The 24,674-nt window shown below is 65.8% G+C and carries 25 protein-coding genes; 8 read left to right on the top strand and 17 right to left on the bottom strand.

The annotated features are described in order from the left end of the window. Positions 1-70: 70 nt before the first annotated feature. Both AC1ZQA_RS04205 and AC1ZQA_RS04200 read left to right on the top strand, forming a co-directional pair. The gene (locus AC1ZQA_RS04205) at positions 71-853 is read left to right on the top strand and encodes a hypothetical protein (protein ID WP_482678572.1); all 783 of its coding nucleotides are present in this window, start codon (positions 71-73) and stop codon (positions 851-853) included. 134 nt (positions 854-987) lie between these two features. Then, positions 988-1,659, top strand: coding sequence for a thioredoxin fold domain-containing protein (locus AC1ZQA_RS04200; protein WP_482678571.1), 672 nt, complete (start codon positions 988-990; stop codon positions 1,657-1,659). A 7-nt stretch (positions 1,660-1,666) separates the two neighbouring features. On the opposite strand, the gene AC1ZQA_RS04195 is transcribed toward AC1ZQA_RS04200, so the two are convergent. From AC1ZQA_RS04195 to AC1ZQA_RS04170, 6 genes are all read right to left on the bottom strand, one after another. Further along, a complete protein-coding gene (locus AC1ZQA_RS04195) occupies positions 1,667-2,263 on the bottom strand; it encodes a thioredoxin fold domain-containing protein (RefSeq protein WP_482678570.1) in 597 nt (198 codons plus the stop codon). Between the two features lie 110 nt (positions 2,264-2,373). Beyond that, entirely contained in the window at positions 2,374-2,982 is a 609-nt protein-coding gene (locus AC1ZQA_RS04190) for a thioredoxin fold domain-containing protein (protein ID WP_482678569.1), read from the bottom strand. Positions 2,983-2,993: 11 nt separating this feature from the next. Further along, a complete protein-coding gene (locus tag AC1ZQA_RS04185) occupies positions 2,994-3,473 on the bottom strand; it encodes a DoxX family protein (protein WP_482678568.1) in 480 nt (159 codons plus the stop codon). A 43-nt stretch (positions 3,474-3,516) separates the two neighbouring features. Next, positions 3,517-4,326 carry an HvfC/BufC N-terminal domain-containing protein gene (locus AC1ZQA_RS04180; RefSeq protein WP_482678567.1) on the bottom strand — a complete coding sequence of 270 codons (810 nt, stop codon included), beginning with the start codon at positions 4,324-4,326 and terminating at the stop codon, positions 3,517-3,519. After that, on the bottom strand, positions 4,323-5,249 hold the full coding sequence (locus AC1ZQA_RS04175; RefSeq protein WP_482678566.1) for an MbnB/TglH/ChrH family RiPP precursor modification enzyme: 927 nt from the start codon (positions 5,247-5,249) through the stop codon (positions 4,323-4,325). Before AC1ZQA_RS04175 ends, AC1ZQA_RS04180 begins: the two co-directional genes overlap by 4 nt. A gap of 78 nt (positions 5,250-5,327) precedes the next feature. Continuing rightward, positions 5,328-5,654 carry a BufA1 family periplasmic bufferin-type metallophore gene (locus tag AC1ZQA_RS04170; protein WP_482678565.1) on the bottom strand — a complete coding sequence of 109 codons (327 nt, stop codon included), beginning with the start codon at positions 5,652-5,654 and terminating at the stop codon, positions 5,328-5,330. 213 nt (positions 5,655-5,867) lie between these two features. On the opposite strand from AC1ZQA_RS04170, the gene AC1ZQA_RS04165 reads away from it, so the two are divergent. From AC1ZQA_RS04165 to AC1ZQA_RS04145, 5 genes are all read left to right on the top strand, one after another. Continuing rightward, a complete protein-coding gene (locus AC1ZQA_RS04165; protein ID WP_482678564.1) occupies positions 5,868-6,449 on the top strand; it encodes a sigma-70 family RNA polymerase sigma factor in 582 nt (193 codons plus the stop codon). Next, positions 6,446-6,664: a zf-HC2 domain-containing protein gene (locus tag AC1ZQA_RS04160; protein WP_482678563.1), complete on the top strand. Its 219-nt coding sequence runs from the start codon at positions 6,446-6,448 to the stop codon at positions 6,662-6,664. Before AC1ZQA_RS04165 ends, AC1ZQA_RS04160 begins: the two co-directional genes overlap by 4 nt. 206 nt (positions 6,665-6,870) lie before the next feature. Further along, complete coding sequence (locus AC1ZQA_RS04155; protein WP_482678562.1) at positions 6,871-7,065, top strand: hypothetical protein; 195 nt, start codon at positions 6,871-6,873, stop codon at positions 7,063-7,065. Beyond that, on the top strand, positions 7,058-7,597 hold the full coding sequence (locus AC1ZQA_RS04150; protein WP_482678561.1) for a hypothetical protein: 540 nt from the start codon (positions 7,058-7,060) through the stop codon (positions 7,595-7,597). Before AC1ZQA_RS04155 ends, AC1ZQA_RS04150 begins: the two co-directional genes overlap by 8 nt. Beyond that, positions 7,594-8,952, top strand: coding sequence for a GAF domain-containing protein (locus AC1ZQA_RS04145; protein ID WP_482678560.1), 1,359 nt, complete (start codon positions 7,594-7,596; stop codon positions 8,950-8,952). Before AC1ZQA_RS04150 ends, AC1ZQA_RS04145 begins: the two co-directional genes overlap by 4 nt. Before the next feature lie 6 nt (positions 8,953-8,958). Here AC1ZQA_RS04145 and AC1ZQA_RS04140 read toward each other — a convergent pair whose 3' ends face one another. The 10 genes from AC1ZQA_RS04140 to AC1ZQA_RS04095 all read right to left on the bottom strand — a co-directional run bounded on the left by AC1ZQA_RS04140 (position 8,959) and on the right by AC1ZQA_RS04095 (position 20,624). Further along, entirely contained in the window at positions 8,959-9,690 is a 732-nt protein-coding gene (locus tag AC1ZQA_RS04140) for a hemerythrin domain-containing protein (RefSeq protein ID WP_482678559.1), read from the bottom strand. Positions 9,691-9,786: 96 nt separating this feature from the next. Beyond that, positions 9,787-10,095 carry a hypothetical protein gene (locus tag AC1ZQA_RS04135; protein ID WP_482678558.1) on the bottom strand — a complete coding sequence of 103 codons (309 nt, stop codon included), beginning with the start codon at positions 10,093-10,095 and terminating at the stop codon, positions 9,787-9,789. Positions 10,096-10,114: 19 nt separating this feature from the next. Beyond that, positions 10,115-10,630, bottom strand: a complete 516-nt coding sequence (locus AC1ZQA_RS04130; protein ID WP_482678557.1) for a cytochrome c precursor — start codon at positions 10,628-10,630, stop codon at positions 10,115-10,117. A gap of 551 nt (positions 10,631-11,181) precedes the next feature. Then, positions 11,182-11,370 carry a hypothetical protein gene (locus AC1ZQA_RS04125; protein ID WP_482678556.1) on the bottom strand — a complete coding sequence of 63 codons (189 nt, stop codon included), beginning with the start codon at positions 11,368-11,370 and terminating at the stop codon, positions 11,182-11,184. A gap of 127 nt (positions 11,371-11,497) precedes the next feature. Then, entirely contained in the window at positions 11,498-12,118 is a 621-nt protein-coding gene (locus AC1ZQA_RS04120; RefSeq protein WP_482678555.1) for a gamma-glutamylcyclotransferase, read from the bottom strand. An 82-nt stretch (positions 12,119-12,200) separates the two neighbouring features. Continuing rightward, the gene (locus tag AC1ZQA_RS04115) at positions 12,201-13,688 is read right to left on the bottom strand and encodes a glutamate synthase subunit beta (protein ID WP_482678554.1); all 1,488 of its coding nucleotides are present in this window, start codon (positions 13,686-13,688) and stop codon (positions 12,201-12,203) included. Between the two features lie 29 nt (positions 13,689-13,717). Next, positions 13,718-18,460 (bottom strand): glutamate synthase-related protein, encoded by a 4,743-nt coding sequence (locus tag AC1ZQA_RS04110; RefSeq protein WP_482678553.1) that lies wholly within the window; start codon positions 18,458-18,460, stop codon positions 13,718-13,720. A 161-nt stretch (positions 18,461-18,621) separates the two neighbouring features. Then, positions 18,622-19,329: a transposase gene (locus AC1ZQA_RS04105; RefSeq protein ID WP_482678552.1), complete on the bottom strand. Its 708-nt coding sequence runs from the start codon at positions 19,327-19,329 to the stop codon at positions 18,622-18,624. A gap of 9 nt (positions 19,330-19,338) precedes the next feature. Beyond that, positions 19,339-19,662: a chaperone modulator CbpM gene (locus AC1ZQA_RS04100; RefSeq protein ID WP_482678551.1), complete on the bottom strand. Its 324-nt coding sequence runs from the start codon at positions 19,660-19,662 to the stop codon at positions 19,339-19,341. Next, positions 19,659-20,624 carry a DnaJ C-terminal domain-containing protein gene (locus AC1ZQA_RS04095; RefSeq protein ID WP_482678550.1) on the bottom strand — a complete coding sequence of 322 codons (966 nt, stop codon included), beginning with the start codon at positions 20,622-20,624 and terminating at the stop codon, positions 19,659-19,661. The genes AC1ZQA_RS04100 and AC1ZQA_RS04095 overlap by 4 nt, the downstream gene beginning before the upstream one ends. A 278-nt stretch (positions 20,625-20,902) precedes the next feature. On the opposite strand from AC1ZQA_RS04095, the gene AC1ZQA_RS04090 reads away from it, so the two are divergent. Further along, positions 20,903-22,450 carry a DEAD/DEAH box helicase gene (locus AC1ZQA_RS04090; protein WP_482678549.1) on the top strand — a complete coding sequence of 516 codons (1,548 nt, stop codon included), beginning with the start codon at positions 20,903-20,905 and terminating at the stop codon, positions 22,448-22,450. A gap of 42 nt (positions 22,451-22,492) precedes the next feature. On the opposite strand, the gene AC1ZQA_RS04085 is transcribed toward AC1ZQA_RS04090, so the two are convergent. Then, entirely contained in the window at positions 22,493-24,535 is a 2,043-nt protein-coding gene (locus AC1ZQA_RS04085) for a type IV pilus assembly protein FimV (protein ID WP_482678548.1), read from the bottom strand. Positions 24,536-24,674: the final 139 nt, after the last annotated feature.

The raw sequence follows: 24,674 nt of genomic DNA, 5'->3' as shown, positions 1-24,674 counted from the left end.
CACAGTTAACAGGTTCCTCACCTCAACCCCGTGTCGAGGCTGGCCTCCTTTCCCCACTCGCGAGACCATCATGCTCATCCGTCCTACCCTCGTTGCCAGCCTGCTTGCAGTGGGCGGCGCCTGCACCGCACAAGCCGAACCGGCTCTGACCGTCGGCAATACCCTGTCGTTTTTCCAGGGCAAGTTCGGCACTGCCAACAACATCAATATCCGCTATGACGCCACAGACATCCAGTACGGCGACAGCAACTGGCGCGTCAAGTTGACTGTCCCCTACGTCTCGGAAACCGGGCTCCCCGTCGGGGCAACCGTCTCCGGCAACACCGTGGTGGGCGGCACCACGAGTTCGACAAAGACACGCGCCGCCAGCGGCCTGGGGGATGTCTGGCTGGCAGGGCATTACAAGATCGTCCAGGGCAGCGGACTGACGCCATCCGTCACGCCCTACGCCAAGATCAAGTTCGGCACGGCTTCCGCCGCCGATGGCCTGGGCACCGGCAAGAACGATTACGAAGTCGGGGTCGGCCTGCAGCAGATCGCGGGCAACAACTGGTTTCCGTTTGCCAACCTGGGCTACCGCTTCGTCGGCAATCCGGCTGGACAAAACCTGCGCAATATCGGCATCTATCAGTTCGGCGCGAGCTATGCGGCGAACCAGCAAAACATCATCACCCTGATGTATGCCGGTGCGCAGTCGCAGGTGGCTGGCGGCTCCGCACCGTCGGACCTGATCGTGGCCTGGAACTACAACCTCAACGCGAAAGGCAGCGGGTTTCAGGTGTATCTGGACAAGGGCCTGAGCAATGGCAGCGCCAACTTCGGTGTCGGCATCGGCGGGCAAATCGTGTTCTGACCTGCTGAACCGCTGAAAAAGGCCAGCATGCGCTGGCCTTTTTCTTGGGCGCCACGCCCGCGCGCTGCGGGTTTGCGCGCTTTACTTGCCAGGCCAGGATGCTATTTTCAGAGTCAGGCTTCAAGGGGAATGCCGTGCCATCCAAGAACGCCATCGCTTCCGACTGTGTTCGCTTCCAGGCCGCCACGTCATCGCAGCGCCGTCTGCTGCTGCGGCTGGGCTTGCTGTGGTCTGTGCCGTTGCTGTGTCATGCCGTGGCGGCTGGTGCGGCCAGTTCTGCTGCCGCTGCACCATTCGACTGGTCTGCAGACCCCGCCGCTGCGCGCGCTGCTGCGCTGCTGACCTCGATTGGCAAGGCGCACTGGGTGCAGGAAGGCGCGGGGCCGCGCATCGTCTACATCTTCTTCGACCCCAACTGCCCCTATTCGCACAAGCTCTATCTGTCCACGCGGGGCGAGGTGGGCAAGAGCGGCCTGGCCCTGCGCTGGATTCCGGTCGGCCAACTCGAGGCCAGCAGCCCGGGCAAGGCGGCCGCCATTCTGGCCGCACCCGACCCACTGGCCGCGTTTCACCAAAACGAGGACGACTGGAACTTCGGCGACAGTCCGGCCGGCGGCATCCGCCCGCTGTCGCAGCCGACTGCCAAGGTTGCGCAGCAGCTTCAGACCAACGCCGCGCTGATGCATCAGGCCGGCCTGCAGACCTTTCCGGTCATGCTCTACCGCGATGCCAGCGGCCGCGCCCATCTCATTGTCGGGCTGCTGCCCGACGACACGCTGGCCACGGTGCTGCGCAGCGCGCGCTGAGCGCCTGCTATTTCACGCTGGCGAGAATGTCCTTGAGCTGCTGCGCGTCGGGCGGGCCCACCACCAGCATGGCATTGCCCTGCTTGTCGCGGTAGAGCATGGTGGGCACCCCCGGTGACTTGGTGGCTTCGAGCAAGGCGTTGTTGGCATTGAGGATGGCACTGGTTGCGGGCAGCACCTGGGTGGCCGGGGCGATGCCACCGCCCTGCCCCGTTGGCCCCTTGCCGTAGGTGTTTTCGTTCTCCTGAAACGCCTTGAGGCGGTCGGGCGCCTGCAGAATGGCGGCGCCCTTGGTCACGCTGGTGGGGGTGAGAACCGCGACCGGCACCCAGCGGATCTCCAGGCCATCCTTGCCGATCGTGGGACGCAGGGCGAGGTAGAGCGCATGGCAATACGGGCAGTTGGCGTCGAAGAAGATGTTGATCACGCGCGGGCCCTTGCCCTCGGTGATGACCGTGGCCTTGCCCATCTCGGCCAGCACTTTCACCGCGTTCGGGTTTTGCGTCTGTTGCGCCGTGGCCAGCGGGGACAGGGCGATGAAACCGCCGCCTATGACGGCAGTCAGCACCTTGCGCAGCAGGGTACGACGGGGGATGGAATGCATGCGTGTCTCTCCTTGACGGGTTGTTGCGGATACGGGGTGGGTCAGTGCTGCAGCACGGCCGCCATCGCAAGACGGCATGCTGCCAGCGTACATGCTGACGGCGCCATGCGTCATGGCCCCACTGTGTACAGCAGCGCTGCAAGGACCTTGTCGTCGCGCGGTGCGCCGAGCAACAGTTCAGGCTGACCCGCGCGGTTGCGGTACACCGCCAGCGGCACGCTGTAGTACACCCCGGCCTGTTTCAGCACGGCTTCGTTGGCCCGGAGAGTCTGCCGGGTTGTGGCGCGGATCTGGCTGGCCGTGGGCACCGAGGGTGCGGGCAGGTTGGGGTCGAGCGCATGATCCTCCATCGCCCGGAAGGCCTGCAGGCGATCGGCCGACTGCAGGATGGCAGCCGCCTTGCCCAGGCTGCTCGGCGCCAGAATGGCCACCGGCACCCAGTCGATCTGCAAGCCGTCTTTGCCGACAAAGGGGCGCAGGTCGCGGTAGAGCTGGCGGCAGTAGGGGCAGTTCGGGTCGAAAAACACCGTGAGCACCCGCGAGCCGCGGCCTTCGGCAATCGCGGTGGCTTGCGGCAAATGCGCCAGGACCTGGGCTGCGGCAGCCACGTCGGGTGCGGGTCTGGCTGCGGCCACATCAGCGCCCATCGCCGGCGGTGCGAATGCCAAGCCGCCGAGCAGGACCGCGCGGAACAGGACAGCGGGTAGACGCGACTTCATGTCGGCACAGCTTACGCCCTGCGGCGGCCGCTCCTCCATTGATCGACCGACCACTTGCCCGGCCCCCACAGGGCGATCACGGCAATCAGGATGCCCCAGATCACGTGCATCAGGATGGCCGGGGGCTGCAGCGCGTCCATATAGGACAGCAGCGCCACGGCGTTGACCACGAACATCCCCAGCGCGCCAAAGCGCCCGAACAGCCCGAGCGCCAGCAACGGCGGCAACAGCAGTTCTCCCGCGGTGCCGGCAACCGCCGCGACATGCGGTGGCAGGATGGGAACGTGAAACTCGTTTTCGTACAGCCACACGGTGCCGGCCCAGTCGCGCAGGCTCTGCAGCCCGGAGTTGAAGAACACGTAGGCGACATACAGTCGCGCGACAAGCAGCGCCGGGGACTGCAGCCAATCGAGCAGGCGCATGAGGGCGCTCCAGGATTGGCGGATGGGGTTGGCGCAGCGCATGCGCTGTTGCAGAGTCAGGGTGGTCATGGTCGTCTCCTTGGGGCGGGGTGTGCGCGGTGTGCTTCGTAGTTCAATTCGGTGCGGGCAAGGCGTCGATGGCTGCGATCCAACCCTGCTGCACCGCGCGATGCAGCCAGGCGGCAAGGTCGAAGTCGTCGTCGGCTGCGGCAAGCGCCGCGTCCAGCGTCGGCGTGCTCTGCAGCGCATGCATCCAGTGCGCAACTGGTGGCAAAAGCGCCTCGGTGCAGGGTTGCCAACCCAGGCGCCAGACCCACGCGGTCTGCCCGCCCTGCTGCAGCGCATTGCGGCAGGCCAGCGCATCGGGCTCGGGGTCGCGGTGCAACTGCCACAGGGTGACAATAGGCCAGTCTGATGCGATCAGGCGCGCGCCGGGGGCGAGATGCAGCCGCAGGGTTTGCGGCGGCTGCGTGGCCAGGCGCTGCAGATCATCGGCCAGCAGCGCCGTTGCCGGGCTGCGCAGAACGTCCCACAGCGCCCAATCCAGACGCGCGCTGTCGGCCAGCCAGGACCAGTCGCGCAGCGCGCTCTGCTCGGCCAGGGTGTCGGCAAAGTCTTCACCGACCCAGGCCAGATCGCCGCGGCGCGGCGGACGCGCCCGCCAGTGCCGCACGGCAACCGTGTCGAACGCATCGTTGCCGAGCATCGCCAGGACGGTTGGAAACTGCGCGCGCAGTGCCAGCCGAGCATGTTCGCGCCCGTTGCCGCGGTAGGCCGCCAGTCCCTCGGCCCAGCTTGCGCCGCGTTGCCGCACGCCCAGCGTGGGCGGGGCGTCCGCTTGCGGCTGCGGCGCAAACAGCAGCGCGACCAATGCCTGCTGACGCGCCGCCTCGCGCGCCGTGGCGGACGTTGGTGCGTTCATGCTGTCATCTCCCACGATGCGCCGGTGTAATCGCACGGCACGCTACCGGCGGACGTAGCTTCGCGCTGGACGTCGTCGAGCAGCGTCTGCGCCTGCGCCGCTTCGTCAAGCAGCATGCTCAGCGGCGGCAGTCGGTCGTCCCACTCGATGAGCGTGGGCGTGGCGCCGAAGCGCTGCAGCGCATGGGCATACGCCATCCACACCGGCAGCGACACGTGATCGGCGTGGTCGTCGATCACCAGCCCGCCCTGCTCACTGTGCCCGGCCAGGTGGATCTCACCCACCGCGCCCGCAGGCAGCGCCGCCGCGAGCGCGTCCAGCCCGTCGCACACCGCCTGCAGTGGCGTCGGGTGGTGTGCGTTCTTTGCGTTGACCATGAGGTTATTGACATCGAGCAGCATGCCGCAGCCGGTGCGGCGCACCAGCGCGGCGAAGAATTCGGCCTCGGTGTAGTCGGCCTCGGCAAAGTCGAGATAGCTGCTGAGGTTTTCCACCAGAATGGGGCGGCGCAGGCGCTCCTGCACCTGCTGGACATTGGCGCAGAACACATCGAGCTGCCCCTGGGTGAAGGCGACGGGCAGCAGGTCGCTGGCGTGCACGATGCCGCGTGCGCTCCATGGGGCACGGGCAAAGCAGGCGTGGTCGGACACCCGCACCGGCTCGATGCGCTCGACCAGGGCCGCGAGCTGCTCCAGATGCTGCGGGTCCAGCCCGCAGGCCGAACCCAGCGCCATGCCGACGCCGTGCAGACTCACGGCATGATCGGCACGCACCTGCTGCAGTACCGCAGCGGCGGCGTCGTGGGGATTGAAAAAGTTTTCCGAATGCACTTCGACAAAGCCAACGTCTGGCTGCGTGGCGTGAAACGCTCGGTAATGCGGCTGGCGCAGGCCGATGCCGGCACGCGCGACACTCGGGTTCATCGCAGGTCTCCTCGCAGGCTGGTCAGCGCTGCGCAACCGCGCGGTGCCACACCGCAGCCGGTTGCGCGCGGCAGACGGTCAGGACATTTTCTTGGCCATCGCCGCCTCGAAGGCCTTGGTCTTCTCCGGGCTGGCGAGCACGGCCTTGGCCTGCGCCATGTCCAAGCCACCGAGTTTTTCGCAAGTGCCTGTGGGCTTGACGACAAAGTCGCCCGGGTTGTAGCTCATGGTGCTGGTGCCTTTGCACGAATGCAGCCCGGACAGCCCGGCGCAGTCGTTCTGCCCCGCCTTGGCCACGCCGAAGCACTTGCCCATGCTCTCGGCGTGTGCAGCAGGCACTGTGGCGAGCACGCCCATCGCGAGCATCGAGGCGGCGGCGGTGCTGAGGAATTGACGCTTGTTCATGGTGAATCTCCTGAAATGGTGTGAGGTCAGACAGGCAGATCGCCTGCAACAACCCGTCGCATGTCGACTGGGTTGCTCATCAGTCGCGCGGCGTGACCATTCCTGACAATGCAACATCTCAGTGAAAACCCGCACTCCGTGGCGAAGTCTGAAACACGTCCGCATGGAAGAATGCCGATCACATGCCTTCGAGGGATGCCCCCCGACCTGCCCATGCCTTTTGAGCACACCGCCGAACTCACCGACCTGCATGCCCGCATCGAAGCGCTGCGCCCCACCCTGCTGCGCCTGGCGCAGCTGCAGTTGCGCAACACGGCCTGGGCCGAAGACGCCGTGTCCGAAACATTGCTGGCGGCGCTGGAGGGTGCACAACGCTTTGCCGGGCAGTCGCAGTTCAAGACCTGGGTGGTGGGCATCCTCAAGCACAAGGTGCTCGATCAGCTGCGCCTGCGCCAGCGCGAAGCGCCATACGACACCGACGAGGAAGGCGACGTGCTCGAAGACCTGGTGTTCGCGCCCGACGGCCATTTCCGCACCATGCCGCAGACCTGGGACGCGCCAGCCGAGGCTCTGCAGCAGCGCCAGTTCTTCGAGGTGCTCGAAGCCTGCATGGACGCGCTGCCCGGCCAGATCGGCCGGGTGTTCCTGATGCGCGAATGGCTGGAACTCGACACCGACGCCATCTGTCAGGAACTGCGCATTTCATCGACCAATGTCTGGACCATGCTGCACCGCGCCCGCATGCGCCTGCGCGAATGCCTGCAACTCAACTGGTTCGGGAACCCGGCAACATGAACTACCCCTTCCGCCGCACCTGCCGCGAAGTTGCCGCCCTCATCCTGGCGCGGGAAGACCGCGCACTCGGTTTTCCAGAGCGCTTGTCCATCCGCATCCATTTCCTGGTGTGCAAGGCCTGCCCCAATTTCGCGCAGGAGGTTCAGGTGATGCGCAACGCCCTGAACAATTGGCGCAAACACAGCGAGCGAGACGACGACGGTCTGTCTGGCTAAGGCGACACAAATCAGTCCTTGTGATGATGGGCGCCGGGCGACGGGATGGGATGCAAGGCGCACACCAAGACAATCGCCCAAGCGACGGCGAGCGAGGGCTGCGCCGCAGACCGCCGGCAGCCCGGATGCGCAGCGCGCAAAAGACTTGTTCAGTGTTGCTCTAAACCGCAAGACCATTGGCAAACGGGTCTGACGCAGGAGGTGACATGGGGGTATCGCGCATCCTGTGCAGCCTGGGCCTGTTCGCTCTAAAGGCCACCGGCGCAGCGCCTGAGCTGGCCTGCGGCGCGCCGGTCTGCCCAGGATTCGGCACGCGCAGAATGCATCTGCATCGTGGCATTTACAGCGCCGCAGCGCGCGTCTATGGTGTGGCTCACCATGTCCGCCAGCGCCATGCCTGATCAACCCATGCCGCTCGTCCTGCCCGAAGACACCGCCCGATTTCTGCAGAGCGGCCTGTCCATCATCGTTGGCTCGGCAGATGGCGACGGCAACCCAAGCCTGGGTCGTGCCCTGGCGTGCCGTGTCACGGCGCGGGCCGATGCGGCGCAATCGATGGTCGAACTGTTCCTTGTGTCGCAAAAGGCGCTTGAACTGCTGGACGATCTGCGCAGGCCCGCGCCGATCGCGGTGGCTTTCACCCAGCCGAGCACCCATCGCACTCTGCAGATCAAGGCCCCGCGCGCCGATCTGACTCCTTTGCAGGCGGGGGACCTGGACTGGATCGACCGCTCGCAGCGCGATTTCATTGCCGATGTCAACCGCATCATGGGCGGCGACCAGGCAGAGCTGATCCGCACCGCCCTGGGCGCGGCGCGGGACGTGGATGTGCGTCTGGTTGTGTGGCCGACTGCATGGTTCGAGCAAACGCCGGGCCCGCGCGCCGGGCAGATCCTGGGCGGAGCACATGGCAGCATCGTGTCAGTGCCATGAACAAGCCCATCGCGCTGACATCCATCCGTCCCTGCCTGGAGGGCATCATCCCGGCGGCGCTGGCGTCTTGCGCCGCCGACGGCACGCCCAATGTCACCTATGTCTCGCATGTCCACTATGTGGACGCCGAGCATGTGGCGCTGTCGTTTCAGTTCTTCAACAAGACCCGCGAGAATGTGCTGAGCAACCCCCGGGTGTTGGTGCAGCTCATCCATCCCGACACTGGACAGAGCTACCGCCTGACCCTGCGTTACCTGCGCACTGAGAGCGAAGGCCCCTTGTTCGAGGCGATGAAGGCAAGATTGGCCGGTATCGCCTCGCACACCGGCATGGCCAAGGTGTTTCGTCTGCTCGGAGCCGATGTTTACCGAGTGGTGCGCATCGACGCGGTTCCCGGTCTGGCATTGCCGGTTGTCGGACCGCCGAGCTACCGGCTGGAGGCACTGCGTCTGATCGGCGCGCAAATGCAGCGCGCCACCGATCTGTCTGAATTGACGCAGGGCGTACTCGATGGACTCGCGCAACGCCTGGACATGCACAACAGCCTGGTGCTGATGCTCGATCCGGCGCGCAAGGCGCTCTACACCGTGGCCAGTCGTGGCTATGCCAACAGCGGCGTGGGCGCGGAGATCGCGCTGGGCCAGGGGGTGATCGGCGTGGCCGCGGCGCAGCGCACCCCCATCCGCATTGGTTACTACACCCAGGACTCTGCCTACAGCCAGGCCGTGCGCGATCGCCTGGAGAGCAGCGAGCGCAGTGCGCTGGAACTGGAAATTCCCCTGCCCGGATTGCCGCAGTCGCGCAGCCAGCTTGCGGTGCCAATCTGCCTGAGCGGACGGCTGCTCGGCGTGCTGTTCGTCGAGAGCGATCAAAATCTACGCTTCGACGCGGCCGACGAGGACGCGCTGGTCGTGCTCGCGCAGCAGATCGGCTTGGCCATTGCCCTGTTGCAGCAGCAGACCGAGGAAACGGCGGACGAGGCCGAACCCGTCCCGTACGAGGCCACGCACGGCGCAGCCGAGCCAATCGTCGTGCGGCATTTCCCGGTGAACGACAGCGTGTTCCTCGACGACAGCTATCTCATCAAAGGAGTGGCCGGCGCAATTTTCATGCGCCTGGTGCGCGACTACTTGCGCGAGGGGCGGACGCGCTTCAGCAACAAGGAACTGCGGCTCGACCCTTCGCTGGGACTGCCCGATATCACCGATAACCTCGAAGCGCGGCTGATCCTGCTCGACCGGCGGTTGAGCGAACAGCGGCACGGCGTCTGGATCGAAAAGACTGGGCGCGGCCGCTTCCGGCTGGTGGTGCAACGGCCGCTGCGGCTGGCCAGCGCCGGTGCGGACAGCGGCTGACCCCGCTCAGGCGGCCAGCGCCGGAACCATCAAGGCACGCTCCAAAAGGGCGTAACGGTCGCCATCGAGTTCGGCGCGCGCCACATCCAATGCCGCGCGGTAGGCCGCGCGTGGTGCGTTCGCCCGCATGTCCGCGTACAGCTCAGCAAGCTCCTCCGGCGTCAGCGCGCGCACCATCCACGGCAGGATTTCGGCGGGCATCTGCGGGTCCACATGTTGCAGGAGGCGCGCCTGCAGGGCATGCAACTGCGCATCGTTGTACCCTGCCCACAGAGCCTCGGCGTTATGGCTCTCCTCCACCTGCATGTGCACGAGGTTCTCGCCGACAAAGGCAGCAAACGCGCGATACAGACACAGCGCCAGAGCGCGTCGCTCGCGCAGCGCTGTCGTGTCGCGCAACCCTTGCAGCAAATCGCGGAGCGCGGCAATGGTGCCAGCGTGGTCATCGTGGTCGCCGGCCGTCTGTGAGGCAACGGCCGTAGCCATTTGCGCGATGGCCGGATGGAGGAAGGCATTTTCGTGTTCCAGATGCGCGGCCAGATGGTCCAGCAGACGCTCGGCACGCAGCAGAGTGTGATCGCACGCGTCCGGACTCTGCACATCGAGCCGCCCCAGGGCAACAACGACATCGCACATGCTCGCGCGCAACGCCTTGTGAATGGTGCGGTACAAGTCTGGGCGAGCCAGAGCGCGCCGGGCTTGGTTGTGTGTCGCTTGGAACGTGGGAATGGTAAACATGACGGACTCCTCAAGTAATGCGCAGCAAATACAGGGCGAAGCTCGACCGTGCTGCGCGGCTGCGCGCGTCGAATGAACCGGCACCCGGTGGTGACTTCAGTTGCGCAACACGCGCTGCGGGCTGCTGCGCACCGACAGCGCGGCGGGCAAGCCGGCCAGCGGCTGCAGCTGGTCGAGCAGCATGTCGAGCGCCTGTCCATGCAGACATGGACGGATTGCGTCGACGAGCGCGGTGCGTTCATGCGCGGCAGCGACGCGCAGCAATTCCGCTGCCTGCGCGCAGCGCGAGGAAATGGGCAGAGATTCCAGCTGCGCCCGAGCCGCGTGCAGGGTAGTGCAAGCAAGGTGCGCGGCGGGCAGATGCGCACTGGATGGCAGCGCGCTGGCGGGAATTGCGGTGGACATGGTCAGCTCCATCGCCCTGCTACTTGCCTGCCGACTGCGGCACGAAGCGAATGAACAAGCCCGCAGGCAAAGCCGGCGGTGGCACAAAGGTGGGCGCGGGAGTTCCGGCACTGCCGAGCTGACGCACCGCGGCATACACCGCACGCAGATCGTCGTCCGACATATCGCGCAGCGCGAACCAAGGCATCGGCGGACGCATGGGCTGGCGCGCCCGCTGCAACCACTGCGCCTCGCTCATCTGCGCCATCAGCAGCCGCAGATTGCTCGCGTAGGTCGTGCCCCAGGGACCTTGGAATCCCACCGGGCTGCCAGTCAGCCATTGGCTGGGCGGTGTGGCGCCTCCACTCTGTGCATACCCAGGGGTGTGGCAATCGTTGCAACCGGAAATACGCAGCAGATACATGCCGCGGGCCGCGCCTCCCTGTGGGCCATGCGGTGCCACGCGTGCCCAGTCTGCGGCCAGCACCATGCCGTGGGCGGAAAACAATCCGCAAGCCATGCTGATGGCTGCGGCACTGAACAATCGACGACACATGATGACGCTCTCCCTTTTTGCTGACCGGCCGCATGGATGGCAAGCCGACATGGAGAGAACAATAAAAGAACGGTCGTTCGATTGTTACTTAAAGTTTCATCTCAAAACATTAAGTATTTGCTAAGGCAACAATGAATCAGTCCTTGTGATGATGCGCGCCTGGCTGCGGAATGGGATGCAAGGCGCACACCAAGACAATCGCCCAAGCGATGGCGAGGATGTGCAACGCAGCAGACCGCCCGCAGGCTGGATGCGCAGGGCGCAAGAGACTTGTTCGGTGTTGCCCTGAACCTTGCCTTGATGGATCAGGCGCGTGGTCATGCCCGCCGTGCTCAGCTCCGACACGCAATTGCACCGCAACAGCAACTCGGCCAACGACGCTGCATGGCCCCGTCAGCAATGCGCTGTGGAGCACGCTGGCTTGGCAGTTGCGGCCGATGGTGGTGAAACTCGAGCAGCGCTGTTGCCGGTCAGGCTGGGCCGGGGTCTGATGTCAGTCGTCGCCGCGCAGCGCGAACCAGCGCTTGCCGGGCGCATGCACAGGCGGGCCGTCAGCTCCCGGAGGTCGGCGCGGTGTTGCTCGCGGTGTCGGCGTCCGGCGGTGTCGCGCTGCCGGAATCTTCGCCGTGCATCTGCGTGCTGTCCGGCTTGTTGGCCTTGCGCTGCAACTTTTCCTGCTTCTTGCGCTCCTTGGCGAGTTCTTTCTGGCGTTTTTCGTAGGAGTAATTCGGCTTGGCCAATGAGCGGTCCTGGTTGGTGGGAAGATCGGGCGCAACCGCATGCAGGGATGCGCGGAGAAGGTTCTCAGGTTGACATGCTATCGAAAGGCCCGTGGCGTGACCGCGCACCGCCAGGCTCGCTTGGCGCTCAAGCCAGCTGGTGCTGATCGACCAGTGCCATGATGCGCTCGATCTCGGCATCGCGGATCCCGATGTCGCGCAGGGCGCGGGCGGTGCGCGCCACATACTCAAGCGTGGTGCCATACCGGCCACGGCAGTTGCGCAGAATCTCGATCAGTTGCTGGTCATCGAGTTCGCCGGTGTAGCTGGGGCTGTTGGGATGCAAGGTGAACGCAAGGGCCTGAACCACGCCATGCGGCGTGCGGGTACGCAGCCAGCGCGGGTCATACACGGCGCGGGGCATTTCGCGCTTCCAGAGTTGCCGCAGCTCGCGTTCGGCGCAGTGCTGCGGCACGCGCAGCGCAATGCCGCTGCAGGAGCCGCCGGACATCAGCGCAAACACCAGGCCGGGCGCCTGTTCCGTGCCGCGATTGATGCGCGACCACATGCGCAGCGTGCGGCGCCAGCCCCACACGCGCGCGGGGCGCACTTCCTCGTGCACGACTTCCGGGTTCCAGATCAGCGAGCCGTAGCCGAACAGCCAGAGATCCCCGTCGGGACGACTGGCGAGGGTGGCCTCCAGCATGTCCTGCGGATCGCGACCCGGGAATTGGGGCAGGCCGTGATGGTCATCAACGTCTCGCATCATCCCCGCATTGTCCGAAAATCGCCGGCCGGACCGGCCCTGCATGGATCAAAAGACCGGCGATCCGTGCGGGTCGGGCGCTGCATCACCGTGGCAGCTCGGTCGATCCGGTGAGGAAGCGGTCGATCTCGCGCGCGGCCTGGCGGCCTTCCCGGATGGCCCACACCACCAGCGACTGCCCGCGACGCATGTCGCCTGCGGCATAGACCTTGGACACATTGGTGGCATAGCCGGTCTCGTCTTCGGTGCCGGCCTTGGCGTTGCCGCGGGCGTCCTTGTCGACGCCGAAGGCGTCGAGCACACTGCCCACCGGATGCACGAAGCCCATCGCCAGCAGCACCAGATCGGCCTGCATGGTGAACTCGCTGCCCGGCACTTCCTGCATGCGGCCGTCTTTCCACTCCACGCGGCAGGCCTTGAGTTGCTTGACCTTGTTCTTGTCCTTGCCAGTGCCGGGGAGAAATTCCTTGGTGGCCACGGCCCAGTCGCGCGAGCAACCTTCCTCGTGGCTGCTGGAGGTACGCAGCTTGATCGGCCAGTACGGCCACACCAGCGGCTTGTTCTCCTGCTCGGGCGGCTGCGGCATCACCTCGAACTGGGTGACGCTCGCTGCACCATGACGGTTGCTGGTGCCCACACAGTCGGAGCCGGTGTCGCCGCCGCCGATCACCACCACATGCTTGCCGGTGGCCAGGATCTGGTTCTTGAGCTTGTCTCCGGCGTTGACCTTGTTCTGCAGCGGCAGGAATTCCATGGCGAAGTGAATGCCGTCGAGCTCTCGCCCGGGCACGGGCAGATCGCGTGGGCATTCCGAGCCGCCAGCCAGCAGGACGGCGTCGAACTCGGCCTGCAGTTGCGCGGGGGTGATGGATTCCTTCGCCCAGTTGGCCACGGTGGCACCGGGGCCGTCCTTGGGCAGCTCGGCCACCAGCACGCCGGTGCGGAAGGTCACGCCCTCGGCCTGCATCTGCGCGATGCGGCGGTCGATGTGGCTCTTCTCCATCTTGAAGTCGGGAATGCCGTAGCGCAGCAGGCCGCCGACGCGGTCGTTCTTCTCGAACACGGTGACGCTGTGCCCGGCGCGAGCGAGTTGCTGCGCCGCTGCCAGCCCGGCGGGGCCGGAGCCGACGATGGCCACGGTCTTGCCGGTCTTGTGCGCGGGCGGCTGCGGCGTGACCCAGCCTTCGTTCCAGCCCCGGTCGATGATGGCATGCTCGATGGACTTGATGCCCACCGGCAATTCATTGATGCCCAGGGTGCAGGCCGACTCGCACGGCGCAGGACAGATGCGACCGGTGAACTCGGGGAAATTGTTGGTGGAGTGCAGCACGTCAAGCGCCTGTTTCCAGTCGCCTTGCCAGACCAGATCGTTGAAATCCGGGATGATGTTGTTGACCGGACAGCCGTTGTTGCAGAACGGAATGCCGCAGTCCATGCAACGCCCGGCCTGGGTTCTGGCCTTGTCTTCGGGCAACTCGTGGACGAATTCCTTCCAGTGCTTGAGGCGCACGGCAGGCGCTTCGTATTGCTCTTCCTGCCGCTCGAATTCCATGAATCCGGTGATTTTTCCCATGATCTTTCCTCGATGTCCTGAACTGCTGCTTACTTGGCGGGGACGCTGGCGGGTGCCTTGGCCTTCGCGGTGGCGGCCTGCGCTTCGCGCTTGGCGGCCATTTCTCCCAGCGCACGCCTGTACTCATGCGGGAACACCTTGACGAAGCGGCCGCGCGCGTCCTCCCAGGTGTCGAGCAGCTCGCGGGCACGCTGCGAGCCTGTCCAGCGCAGATGGTCCTGCAGCAGCTTGCGCAGCTGGGCTTCATCGGTCTGGCCGCGGTGCCACAGGGCTTCGGCCATCTGCGCCTTCTGCTCGGCGGCGGGCAAGACCTTGTCGAGCGCCACCATGGCGGTGTTGCAGCGCTTGGCGAACAGACCGTCCACGTCATAGACGTAGGCAATGCCGCCGCTCATGCCGGCGGCGAAGTTGCGGCCGGTCTCACCCAGCACCAGCACGGTGCCGCCGGTCATGTACTCGCAGCCGTGGTCTCCGGTGCCTTCGACCACTGTGGTGGCGCCGGAATTGCGCACGGCGAAGCGTTCGCCGGCCACGCCACGGAAGAAGGCCTCGCCTTCGATTGCGCCGTACAGCACGGTGTTGCCGACAATGATGTTCGCCGGTGCATCGCCACGGAAATCGAGGCTGGGGCGCACCACCACGCGGCCGCCGGAGAGCCCCTTGCCGGTGTAGTCGTTGGCTTCGCCGATGAGGTAGAGGGTGATGCCACGGGCGAGGAAGGCGCCGAAGCTCTGGCCGCCCGTGCCTTCCATCTGGATGTGGATGGTGTCGTCGGGCAGGCCGTCGTGGCCGTAACGCCGAGCCACCTCGCCGGAGAGCATGGCGCCCACGGTGCGGTTGACGTTGCGCGCGTTCTGGATGAACTGCACCTTCTCGCCGCGCTCGAGCGCGGGGCGGGCGCGTTCGATCAGCACATGGTCGAGCGCCTTGGCCAGACCGTGATCCTGCTCCTCCACCTGACGGCGCGGCACATCGGCCGGTACGTCGGGCTGGTGGAACACGCGGCTGAAGTCGAGGCCGCGTGCCTTCCAGTGCGCAACGCCCTTGCGCGCGTCGAGCAGATCGACACGGCCGACCAGATCGTCGAACTTGCGCACCCCGAGCTGGGCCATGATGGAGCGCACTTCCTCGGCGACGAAGAAGAAGTAGTTCACCACATGTTCGGGCTTGCCGGAGAACTTCTTGCGCAGCGCCGGGTCTTGCGTGGCCACCCCCACCGGGCAGGTGTTGAGGTGGCATTTGCGCATCATGATGCAGCCCTCGACCACCAGCGGCGCGGTAGCGAAGCCGAATTCGTCGGCGCCCAGCAGCGCGCCGATCACCACGTCGCGGCCGGTCTTGATCTGGCCGTCCACCTGCACGCGGATACGGCTGCGCAGGCGGTTGAGCACCAGGGTCTGCTGGGTTTCGGCCAGGCCGATTTCCCAGGCCGAGCCCGCGTGCTTGATGGAGGACAGCGGCGACGCGCCGGTGCCGCCGTCATGCCCGGCAATCACCACATGGTCGGCCTTGGCCTTGGCCACGCCGGTGGCCACCGTGCCCACGCCCGACTCCGACACCAGCTTGACGCTGATGGACGCGCGCGCGTTGGCATTCTTCAGATCGTGAATGAGCTGGGCCAGGTCTTCGATGGAGTAGATGTCGTGGTGCGGCGGCGGCGAGATCAGACCCACGCCCGGCACCGAGTAGCGCAGCATGCCGATGTATTCGGACACCTTGCCGCCGGGCAATTGCCCGCCTTCGCCAGGCTTGGCACCCTGGGCCATCTTGATCTGGATCTGGTCTGCCGAGGCCAGGTACTCGGCGGTGACGCCGAAGCGTCCCGAGGCCACCTGCTTGATCTTGGAGCGCAGCGAGTCGCCGCTTTTGAGCGGAATGTCGCTGACGATGCGCTCGGCCCCGAGCACGCTGCCGAGGGTGTCGCCGTCCTGGATGCCGCTCGATCCGGTGCGCATTTCCGCGCGGTAGCGCAGCGGGTCTTCGCCGCCTTCACCGGTGTTGCTCTTGCCGCCGATGCGGTTCATCGCCACGGCCAGGGTGGAATGCGCCTCGGTGGAAATGGAGCCCAGCGACATCGCCCCGGTGGCAAAGCGCTTGACGATCTCGGCAGCCGGTTCGACTTCTTCGATCGGGATCGCCTTGCTCGGGTCGATCTTGAACTCGAACAGCCCGCGCAGCGTGAGCATGCGGCGCGACTGATCGTTGATGATCTGGGCGTATTCCTTGTAGGTGTTGTAGTTGCCCGAGCGGGTGGAATGCTGCAGCTTGGCAATGGCATCGGGCGTCCACATGTGTTCTTCGCCACGGGCGCGCCAGGCGTAGTCGCCGCCTGCGTCGAGCATGTTGGCCAGCACCGGTGAATCGCCAAAGGCGTCGCGGTGCATGCGCAGCGCTTCCTGCCCCACCTCGAACACACCGATGCCTTCCACCTGCGTGGACGTGCCAGTGAAGTATTTGTCCACCAGCTCGCGCGACAGGCCCACGGCCTCGAAAATCTGCGCGCCGCAGTAGCTCATGTAGGTGGAGATGCCCATCTTGGACATGACCTTCTGCAGACCCTTGCCGATGGCCTTGATGTAGTTGGCCATCGCCTTGTCGGCGCTGAGATCACCGGGCAGATCGCGCGCCATGGCGGCAATGGTGTCCAGCGCCAGATAGGGGTGCACGGCCTCGGCCCCATAGCCTGCGAGCACGGCGAAATGGTGCGTCTCGCGCGCGCTGCCGGTCTCCACCACCAGGCCGGTCTGGGTGCGCAGACCGTGGGCGGTGAGGTGCTGGTGCACAGCGCTCATCGCCAGCAGCGCGGGAATGGCCACGCGCTCGGCGCTCATGCTGCGGTCGGTGATGATGAGAATGTTGTGGCCGCTCTTGATCGCATCCACCGCTTCGGCGCAGATGGACGCAATGCGGGCTTCGATGCCCTCCTGCCCCCAGATCACCGGATAGCAAATGTCGATTTCATAGCTGCGGAACTTGCCGCCGGTGTGCTGGGCGATGGAGCGCAGCCGTGCCATGTCGTCATAGTCGAGCACGGGCTGGCTGACTTCCAGGCGCATCGGCGGATTGACCTGGTTGATGTCGAGCAGGTTGGGCCGCGGGCCGATGAACGACACCAGCGACATCACCATGTTCTCGCGGATCGAGTCGATCGGCGGGTTGGTGACTTGCGCGAACAACTGCTTGAAGTAGTTGTACAGCGGCTTGGCGCGGTTGGACAGCACGGCCAGCGCGGCGTCGTTGCCCATCGACCCCACGGCCTCGTCGCCCTTCTCGGCCATCGGCGCCATCAGGAACTTGAGGTCTTCCTGGGTGTAGCCGAAGGCCTGCTGGCGGTCGAGCAGAGGAATGGGCGAGGGCTCGGCGTGGCCGAGGTGGTCGAGATCGTCGATGCGGATGCGCAGGTTCTCGATCCACTGGCCATAGGGGCGCGCACTGGCGAGCTGGCTCTTGATTTCCTTGTCGTCGATGATGCGCCCGGCCTCCATGTCGATCAGGAACATCTTGCCCGGCTGCAGGCGCCATTTCTTGACGATGTGGCTCTCGGAAATGGGCAGCACGCCGGACTCGGACGCCATGATGACCAGATCGTCATCGGTGACGATGTAGCGCGCAGGGCGCAGCCCGTTGCGGTCGAGCGTGGCGCCGATCTGGCGGCCGTCGGTGAAGGCGATCGCCGCCGGGCCGTCCCACGGCTCCATCATCGCGGCGTGGTATTCGTAAAACGCGCGGCGGCGCGGGTCCATCAGGGTGTGCTGCTCCCACGCCTCGGGAATCATCATCATCATCGCGTGCGACAGCGGATAGCCGGCCATCACCAGCAGTTCCAGGCAGTTGTCGAAGCTCGCGGTATCGCTCTGCCCCGGGTAGATCAGCGGCCAGAGCTTTTGCAGATCGGCGCCGAGCACCGGGGACGACACGGCGCCTTCGCGCGCCCGCATCCAGTTGTAGTTGCCCTTGACCGTGTTGATCTCGCCGTTGTGCGCCACCAGCCGGTACGGGTGCGCCAGCGGCCACTCGGGGAAGGTGTTGGTCGAAAAGCGCTGGTGCACCAGGGCCAGCGCCGAGACCACGCGCGGGTCTTTCAGATCCTTGTAGTACTCGCCCACCTGATCGGCCAGCAGCAGGCCCTTGTAGACGATGGTGCGCGCCGACATCGACGGCACGAAATACTCCTTGCCGTGACGCAGGTCGAGTTTCTGGATGGCGTGGCTCGCGGTCTTGCGGATGACGAACAGCTTGCGCTCCAGCGCATCGGTGACCATGACGTCGGGGCCGCGGCCGATGAAGACCTGGCGGATCACCGGCTCCTTGGCGCGCACCGTGGGCGACATCGGCATGTCGGCATCCACCGGCACATCGCGCCAGCCCAGCAGCACCTGCCCTTCGGCGCGCACCGCGCGCTCGATCTCCTGCACGCACGCCAGGCGCGACGCCTCCTCGCGCGGCAGAAAAATCATGCCCACGCCGTACTCACCCGGCGGCGGCAGTTCCACGCCCTGCGCCGCCATTTCCTCGCGAAAGAAGGCATCGGGAATCTGGATCAGGATGCCCGCGCCATCGCCCATGAGCTTGTCCGCCCCGACCGCGCCGCGGTGGTCGAGGTTTTTGAGGATGAGCAGCCCGTTCTGCACGATGTCGTGCGATTTGCTCCCCTTGATGTGCGCGACGAAACCCACGCCGCAGGCGTCATGTTCGTTTTGCGGGCAATACAGGCCACCGCGGGACAGCGCGGCGATTTCAGAGGGTGAAGCGGGAGTTTGAGGCGAGGACATGGCAGGCTCCGCGAAACGTCGACAGGAAAGCGAATTTACTGCATCGCAGCAGTGCACGCAAGAAAATCTCATTATTCTGTCCCTCATAAATATTTTGGCCGAGTTTGACGAAAATAATTCAGGGACAGATTAGAGGCCGCACACTGACCTCACTGCTCGATTCAAGCAACTTTCATGCGAGGCCGTCCACGTTGGGCGGGCAGCAGGCGCCGTCCGATGTCTCGTTCGAGTTGCCGCAAAAACGCCGTCTCGCCCACTGCCGACCCACTGCGCAAGCCTTGCTCCAGCGCGCGCACGCTTGCGCTGCTGATGCCCTGCTGCAGCCGCTGACGATAGGCTGCCTCGCGTTCGAACGGGGTGTTGCCCAAGGCCCAGTAGGCCGCAGGGAAAGACAGCACGGGAGCGCCGGTGCTCGGTTCGCCACAGTGGGCTGCGCGGCTGCTCCAGGGCCAGATCTCCCCGACCGCGTCCGCCGCCCGGTCGATCCAGAGCATCGCGGCCAGTTCCCACTCGCCCGGCTGGACGACGGCGCTGCGAAATCGCCCCGCCCAGACCGGATTGCGCGCAGGCGACGGTGCGGTTGCGTCATCCGGGCCCGGATGTTCCTGCGCCCTGCTGGTGCGTCGCGCCAGCCCCTGCACAAATGTGGACAGTTCCGGCGCCGTATCGGGCGTGATCAGCAGCCAGACGGTCTGCGGCAGCACCGCATAGGCGTGCAGACGCAATGCCGAGCTGCCCAGCCCCTCGCGCATCCAGAGCAGAAAACGGTCGCGCTGCGACGCATTGGCCAGCGGTTGCGCGCCGACGGCGGCCTGCAACTGGACCAGATGGGCGTATCCGGGGCAGAACAGGCGAGCCTGACGCGCCATGAAAATCCGTCAGGCCTGCGCGCCGCGGCGCAGCGCATCGATCTGATCCAGCAGATCAAGCACCAGCGCCGTGGCTGCCGCGTTGAGTTCCAGATCACGCTGCAGCCGCACGGCGCGGCGCGCGCGGTTCAGCGTTTCACCGCTGAAACGCCACTGCGTGCGCTGCGCGGCCGAGCCAAGGGCAGGCAGCGGCTCGATCACCCCTTCTTCCACCAGATGCACGATCTGCGTGCGCTCTACCCGGCACACTGCGCACAGATCGTCGATGCTGATGTCGACCTGCTCTTCCAGAACGATGCCGCACAGCGGCGCGGCGGTATCGGAGGTGCTCATGCCTTGGCTCCTTGCTTGAGATGGGCGCGCGGGTTGAACTTGGAAAATTCGCCCTGCAGACGTTGATAGGCCGCCCGCGCCGCGTCGGTGTCGGCTGGCGGCAGCACGATTTGCGTGACCACATACAAATCGCCCGGCGTGGCTCCGGGAATGCCGCGCCCCTTGAGACGCAGACGGCGGCCCGGCACCGTGGTCGGCGGAATTTTCAGCTCGACCAGCCCGTCCGGGGTCGGCGCCTGCACTTCGGCGCCCAATGCAGCCTCCCAGGGCGCCAGCGGCAGATCGACAAACACATCGCGCCCTTCGACGCGGTAGATGCTGTGCGGGTTGAAGGCGATTTCCAGGTAAAGATCACCTGCCCCGCCCTCGCCCAGACCTGGCGCACCCTGGCCCGCCAGGCGGATGTGCTGACCGGCGCGCACGCCTTTGGGAATCTGCACCTGCAGGGTGCGCTCGCGTGTCACCACATGGCCTTGCGCATCGACCTCGGGCATGCGCAGGGTCAGGGTGCGCGTCGCGCCGCGGTAGGCGTCTTCCAGATCGATCAGTACCTGGGCGTGATGATCCCGACCGCGCAGATGCACGCCCGCTCCGCCCGCGCCCGATGCCGACCGCCGCGCGGAACCGCTGCGCGCGAACAGGGTCTCGAAAAAGTCGCTGAAATCGGCTTCGTTGTCCGGCATGCCGCCGCGTTGCTCGAAGCCCGAGCCCCAGCCGGGCGGCGGCTGAAAGTCCTGTCCGGCGCGCCAGTTGCTGCCGAGCTGGTCATAGGCGGCGCGCTTTTCCGGGTCCTTGAGCACCTCGTAGGCTTCGCCCAGCTCCTTGAATTTGGCCTCGGCTCCGGCCTCCTTGTTCACGTCGGGATGATACTTGCGGGCGAGCTTGCGATAGGCGCGCTTGATGTCGTCCTGCGTTGCGCTGCGCTCCACGCCCATGACCTTGTAGTAGTCCTTGTAGTCCATCGTGCGTTCCTGTGCGGGGAATGAATTGTTGATTAAATGAGGGCAGAGGCTGAATTTGCAAAAGGTCGCGTGCAATTTTCTGCTGCGCCGCCCGTCGCGTCACTCGCCTAGAATACCGAGTCGATGAATCCGCTGCGGCAGGCAGTTGTCCTGCAATCCCCTGGCGGAACTCTGCGCGGGCCGCGACGCCCGCCCGCTGACAAGCTCAGCGTCCGGGCCGGTTTCACCTGATGTCCGGCTTCTCAATTTTTCCATCGCCGCCAGCACACACCGCACGGATGAACACCACGACAACCCCGACAGACGATACACCCGAGAAACACGCCGGGCCGCCCCAAGTGTTTCTCACCCCCTCGGGGGGCCTGACGCGCAGCGGCAGTTCTGGGGGCGCTCTCCAGCCTGAGCGCTTTTCCGACCTGGCGCTGGACGCACGCATTCTGCGCGCCGTCAGCGACATGGGCTACGAAAAGCTCACGCCCATCCAGGCCAAGGCCATTCCGCTGCTGCTGGACGGACGCGACATCATGGGCGCAGCACAGACCGGTACCGGCAAGACCGCGGCGTTCTCGCTGCCCATCCTGCAACAGCTCCTGCCGCTGGCCTCGACCAGCGTGTCCCCGGCGCGGCATCCGGTACGGGCGCTGATGCTGGCTCCCACACGGGAACTGGCCGATCAGGTCTACACCAATCTCAAGGCCTATGCCAGGCACACGCCGCTGCGCTGCGCCTGCGTGTTCGGCGGCATGGACATGGCGCCACAGAAGGCCGAATTGCGCAACGGCGTCGATCTGCTGGTGGCCACGCCCGGGCGGCTGCTCGATCACCTCGAAGCCAAGACGGTGAATCTCGGGCAGGTGCAGTTCGTCGTGCTTGACGAGGCCGATCGCATGCTCGACATCGGCTTTCTGCCCGATCTGCAGCGCATCCTCGGTTTCCTGCCCAAGCAGCGCACCACCTTGCTGTTCTCTGCCACGTTTTCGCCGGAAATCAAGCGTCTGGCGCAGAGTTATCTGCAAAACCCGCTTCTGGTCGAAGTGGCCCGCCCCAACGCCACCGCCACCAATGTGGAGCAGCGCGTCTATCAGGTGGAGGAAGACGACAAGCGCGCCACGCTGGTGCAGTTGCTGCGCGACAACCCGCTGCCGCAGGTCATCGTGTTCGTCAACAGCCGCCTCGGAGCGGGCCGGCTCACCCGGGCGCTGGAACGCGACGGCATAAAGGCCGCGGCGATGCACGGCGACAAGTCGCAGGCCGAGCGCCTGACCACGCTGGAAGCCTTCAAGCGCGGCGACATTCAGGCGCTGGTCGCCACCGATGTGGCTGCCCGCGGTCTGGACATCGCCGAACTTCCCGGCGTGGTGAATTACGACGTGCCGTTCAGCGCCGAAGACTATGTGCACCGCATCGGCCGCACAGGCCGCGCCGGAGCGTCTGGTCTGGCCATCACGCTGGCCACGGCGCGCGATGCACGCGCACTGGCCGACATTGAAAAGCTGATCAAGCGCCAGTTCGAAAAACTCACCGTGCAATTGCAGCCGATATCGCGGCCCCGCCGCGAGGCGGATGCGCCACGCAGCCCGCGGCTGATGCCGTCGCGCGGCATGCCCGAGAGCGTGGGCGCGGCGGCGGCGCCGTATCCACGCATGGGCCGCACGCCCCGCCAGGATCCATGGTTCGACAAACCCTACGAGCCCGATCCGAAGGCCCAGCCGGCGTGGGAACCGGCGGAGTCGGCGAACGCCGGCAATGGCCAGCGTTCCATCTCCCCCAGCATTCGTCCACGCCGCAAGATTGCCGCCCTGCTGGGCGGCCACGGCGCCAAGTAAGCGGCACGACAGTCTCGGCCGCCTGAAGTCAGCCGACCGAAGTCAGGCACTCTCTCCCGGCGGGTTCGGTTTTTGCGGGGTCAGTTTCGGAGCCTCGCCGTCGCGGGGTTGCAGCTTGAACTCCGAGGACGCCGCAGGCCCTGGCGCCTCAGGCGCTGCAGGGATCTCGAGCGGCAGTTCGAAGTCGAGGTTCAACCCGGCAGGTTCCACGCGGGTGGTGAGTTCGATGTGCTCGATCGGCGCTCTGGTCGGAGAGGCGTCCGGGAACAGGTCGCGCGCCACGGCGTAGAGCATCAGCAGATCGCGGTACGCGGCCAGATCGAAGCCCATGCGGTGCTGCTGCGGATCGTCCAGCAGCATGTGTTCCAGCACCGAGACGCTCTGCGGCCCCCCCCAGGCCAGGGTGATGAGTTTCATCGCACGGTCGTAGTCGGTCAGATCGCGGCCCTGCCCCTCGGGTTGCTGCCCCCACGGGGGCACAGCCACATTGAAGCGCCGTTCAAACCGGGTGTAGAGCGCCTCGAACTCCTTCTTGAGCCCGTGCTTGCGGTACAGATCGAACAACAGCAGGTAAGGAAGTGCAAAGCTGTCGCTCGCGCTGTCGTCGAGCGATTTTTCGAGCAGGTCGATGGCGCGCTGGTCATCTCCTGTCTCGATGAAATATTCGGCCAGATGACCCGCATCCATCAGCTCGTCGACATGCACCTGCTTGTCCTGGCTCATGGGCTGCAGGAAACGCGAATCCCAATCGAAGCCGGAATGGCCCCAGGTGCTCGGTGGCGGGCTGCCGAACGATACCGCATCGATTTCCGGCTGCAAGGGACGCCCATCCACCGAGGGCGGCAGACCGAAGGGCATGACCGGCGGCTGGATGGTGCTCGCCTGCACCGACATGGACGTGGCGGAGGCGGTCGGCGTTGCCGCGGCGAACGGCATGTCCGCGGCCGGATTCACGGACGGTCTTGCCACGGATGCGGGAACGAAGGGGCTCTCCGGCAGGCCTGGATCGGCGCCCCTGCGCCACAGCCAGAAACTCAGCGCGCCCAGCGCCACCAGCGCGGCGATCAGGGCGTACACCACGCTGGCGGAATAGCTCTGCGCGCGCATGCGCGCCAGCTCAGACTGCGACCGCTGCAATTGCTGCGCGGCCTGCTCGAACTGCCGCTGCAGCACGTTGGCGCGGGCCTGCATGGCAGCGATCTGCTGCAGCGTGGGCTGCGCCTCGCCCGGCCCTGCGGTCGCGTCCATGATGAGTTGGCGCAACTGGCCGAGTTGCGCACGCTGCTGCGGGCTGAGGTGGGGCAATGCCGCAGGCAGGGCCGTGGCCAGACGCAAATCCGGGGACGCCATCAGATCGGCCGCGCTGAGATCGTCCATTTCCAGGCGGCTCTGCGCAGGTGGGCGCTCCAGCGCAGGGCGGGCAAGATGACGCAGGTGCTGTTCTTTCTGCCGGACCAACGGGGGATGCAGCGGTGTTTTCCCGGAGGCGCGCGCAGCGACCGGCTTGCTCTCGCGGGGCGGCTGACGCTGCGGGGCGTTGCCGACCGGCACCGCAGAGGCCTCGGCCTGCGCAACCTGCTGCTCGGGCTTTGCCCGATTGTCCGCGCGTGCGGCAGGCGCAGCAGCAACTGCACTGCCCGCAATCATCGGCAATTCGGGCGCCGGGGGATCGACCAGCAGGGTATAGACCTGGGTGCGCTGAAACTGGCAGGCCAGATGCAGGCGCACGATGAGAATGGGCTCACGCAGGGGCTGCTGGCTGCGCAAGGCCAGAGTCAACCCGTCGGTCGCGGGCTTGGAAGTGATGACCAACCCGCCCACGTTGCCGCCAGACTCTCCTGCCTGGGCCTGCGCCTGAACGCAGGACAGCGGCAGCGCCTCCTGCGCGTCGAGCCGCACCGGAATGTCCATCTGCAGCGGGCGCCCCAGTTCGGCCCGGGTTTGGGGCGCACCGATCATCAAGGCCTGCGCGGATTGGCTCAGCAGTGCCGACAGCCCGAGCACAAGAACGCACAGGCGCAGGGAAAAGGCGAGGAACGCGTGCGGTCTGCAGGACGGGTTGAGCAGGCGTGAAACGGTGAGCATTGCAGCGAAAATGAGGGCGACGCATCCAAATGTGTCAAATGATCGGAAAGCAATGTATCACGCAGGTTTCTGCGCAATTGGCGCAGACTGATATCCGGTGAAAAGCATGTGAAAAATTTAACGATCGCCCGATTTTGTG

This window comes from Thiomonas sp. DCM-2 (genome assembly GCF_056820905.1).
This window is presented reverse-complemented; position numbering and strand designations above follow the sequence as displayed.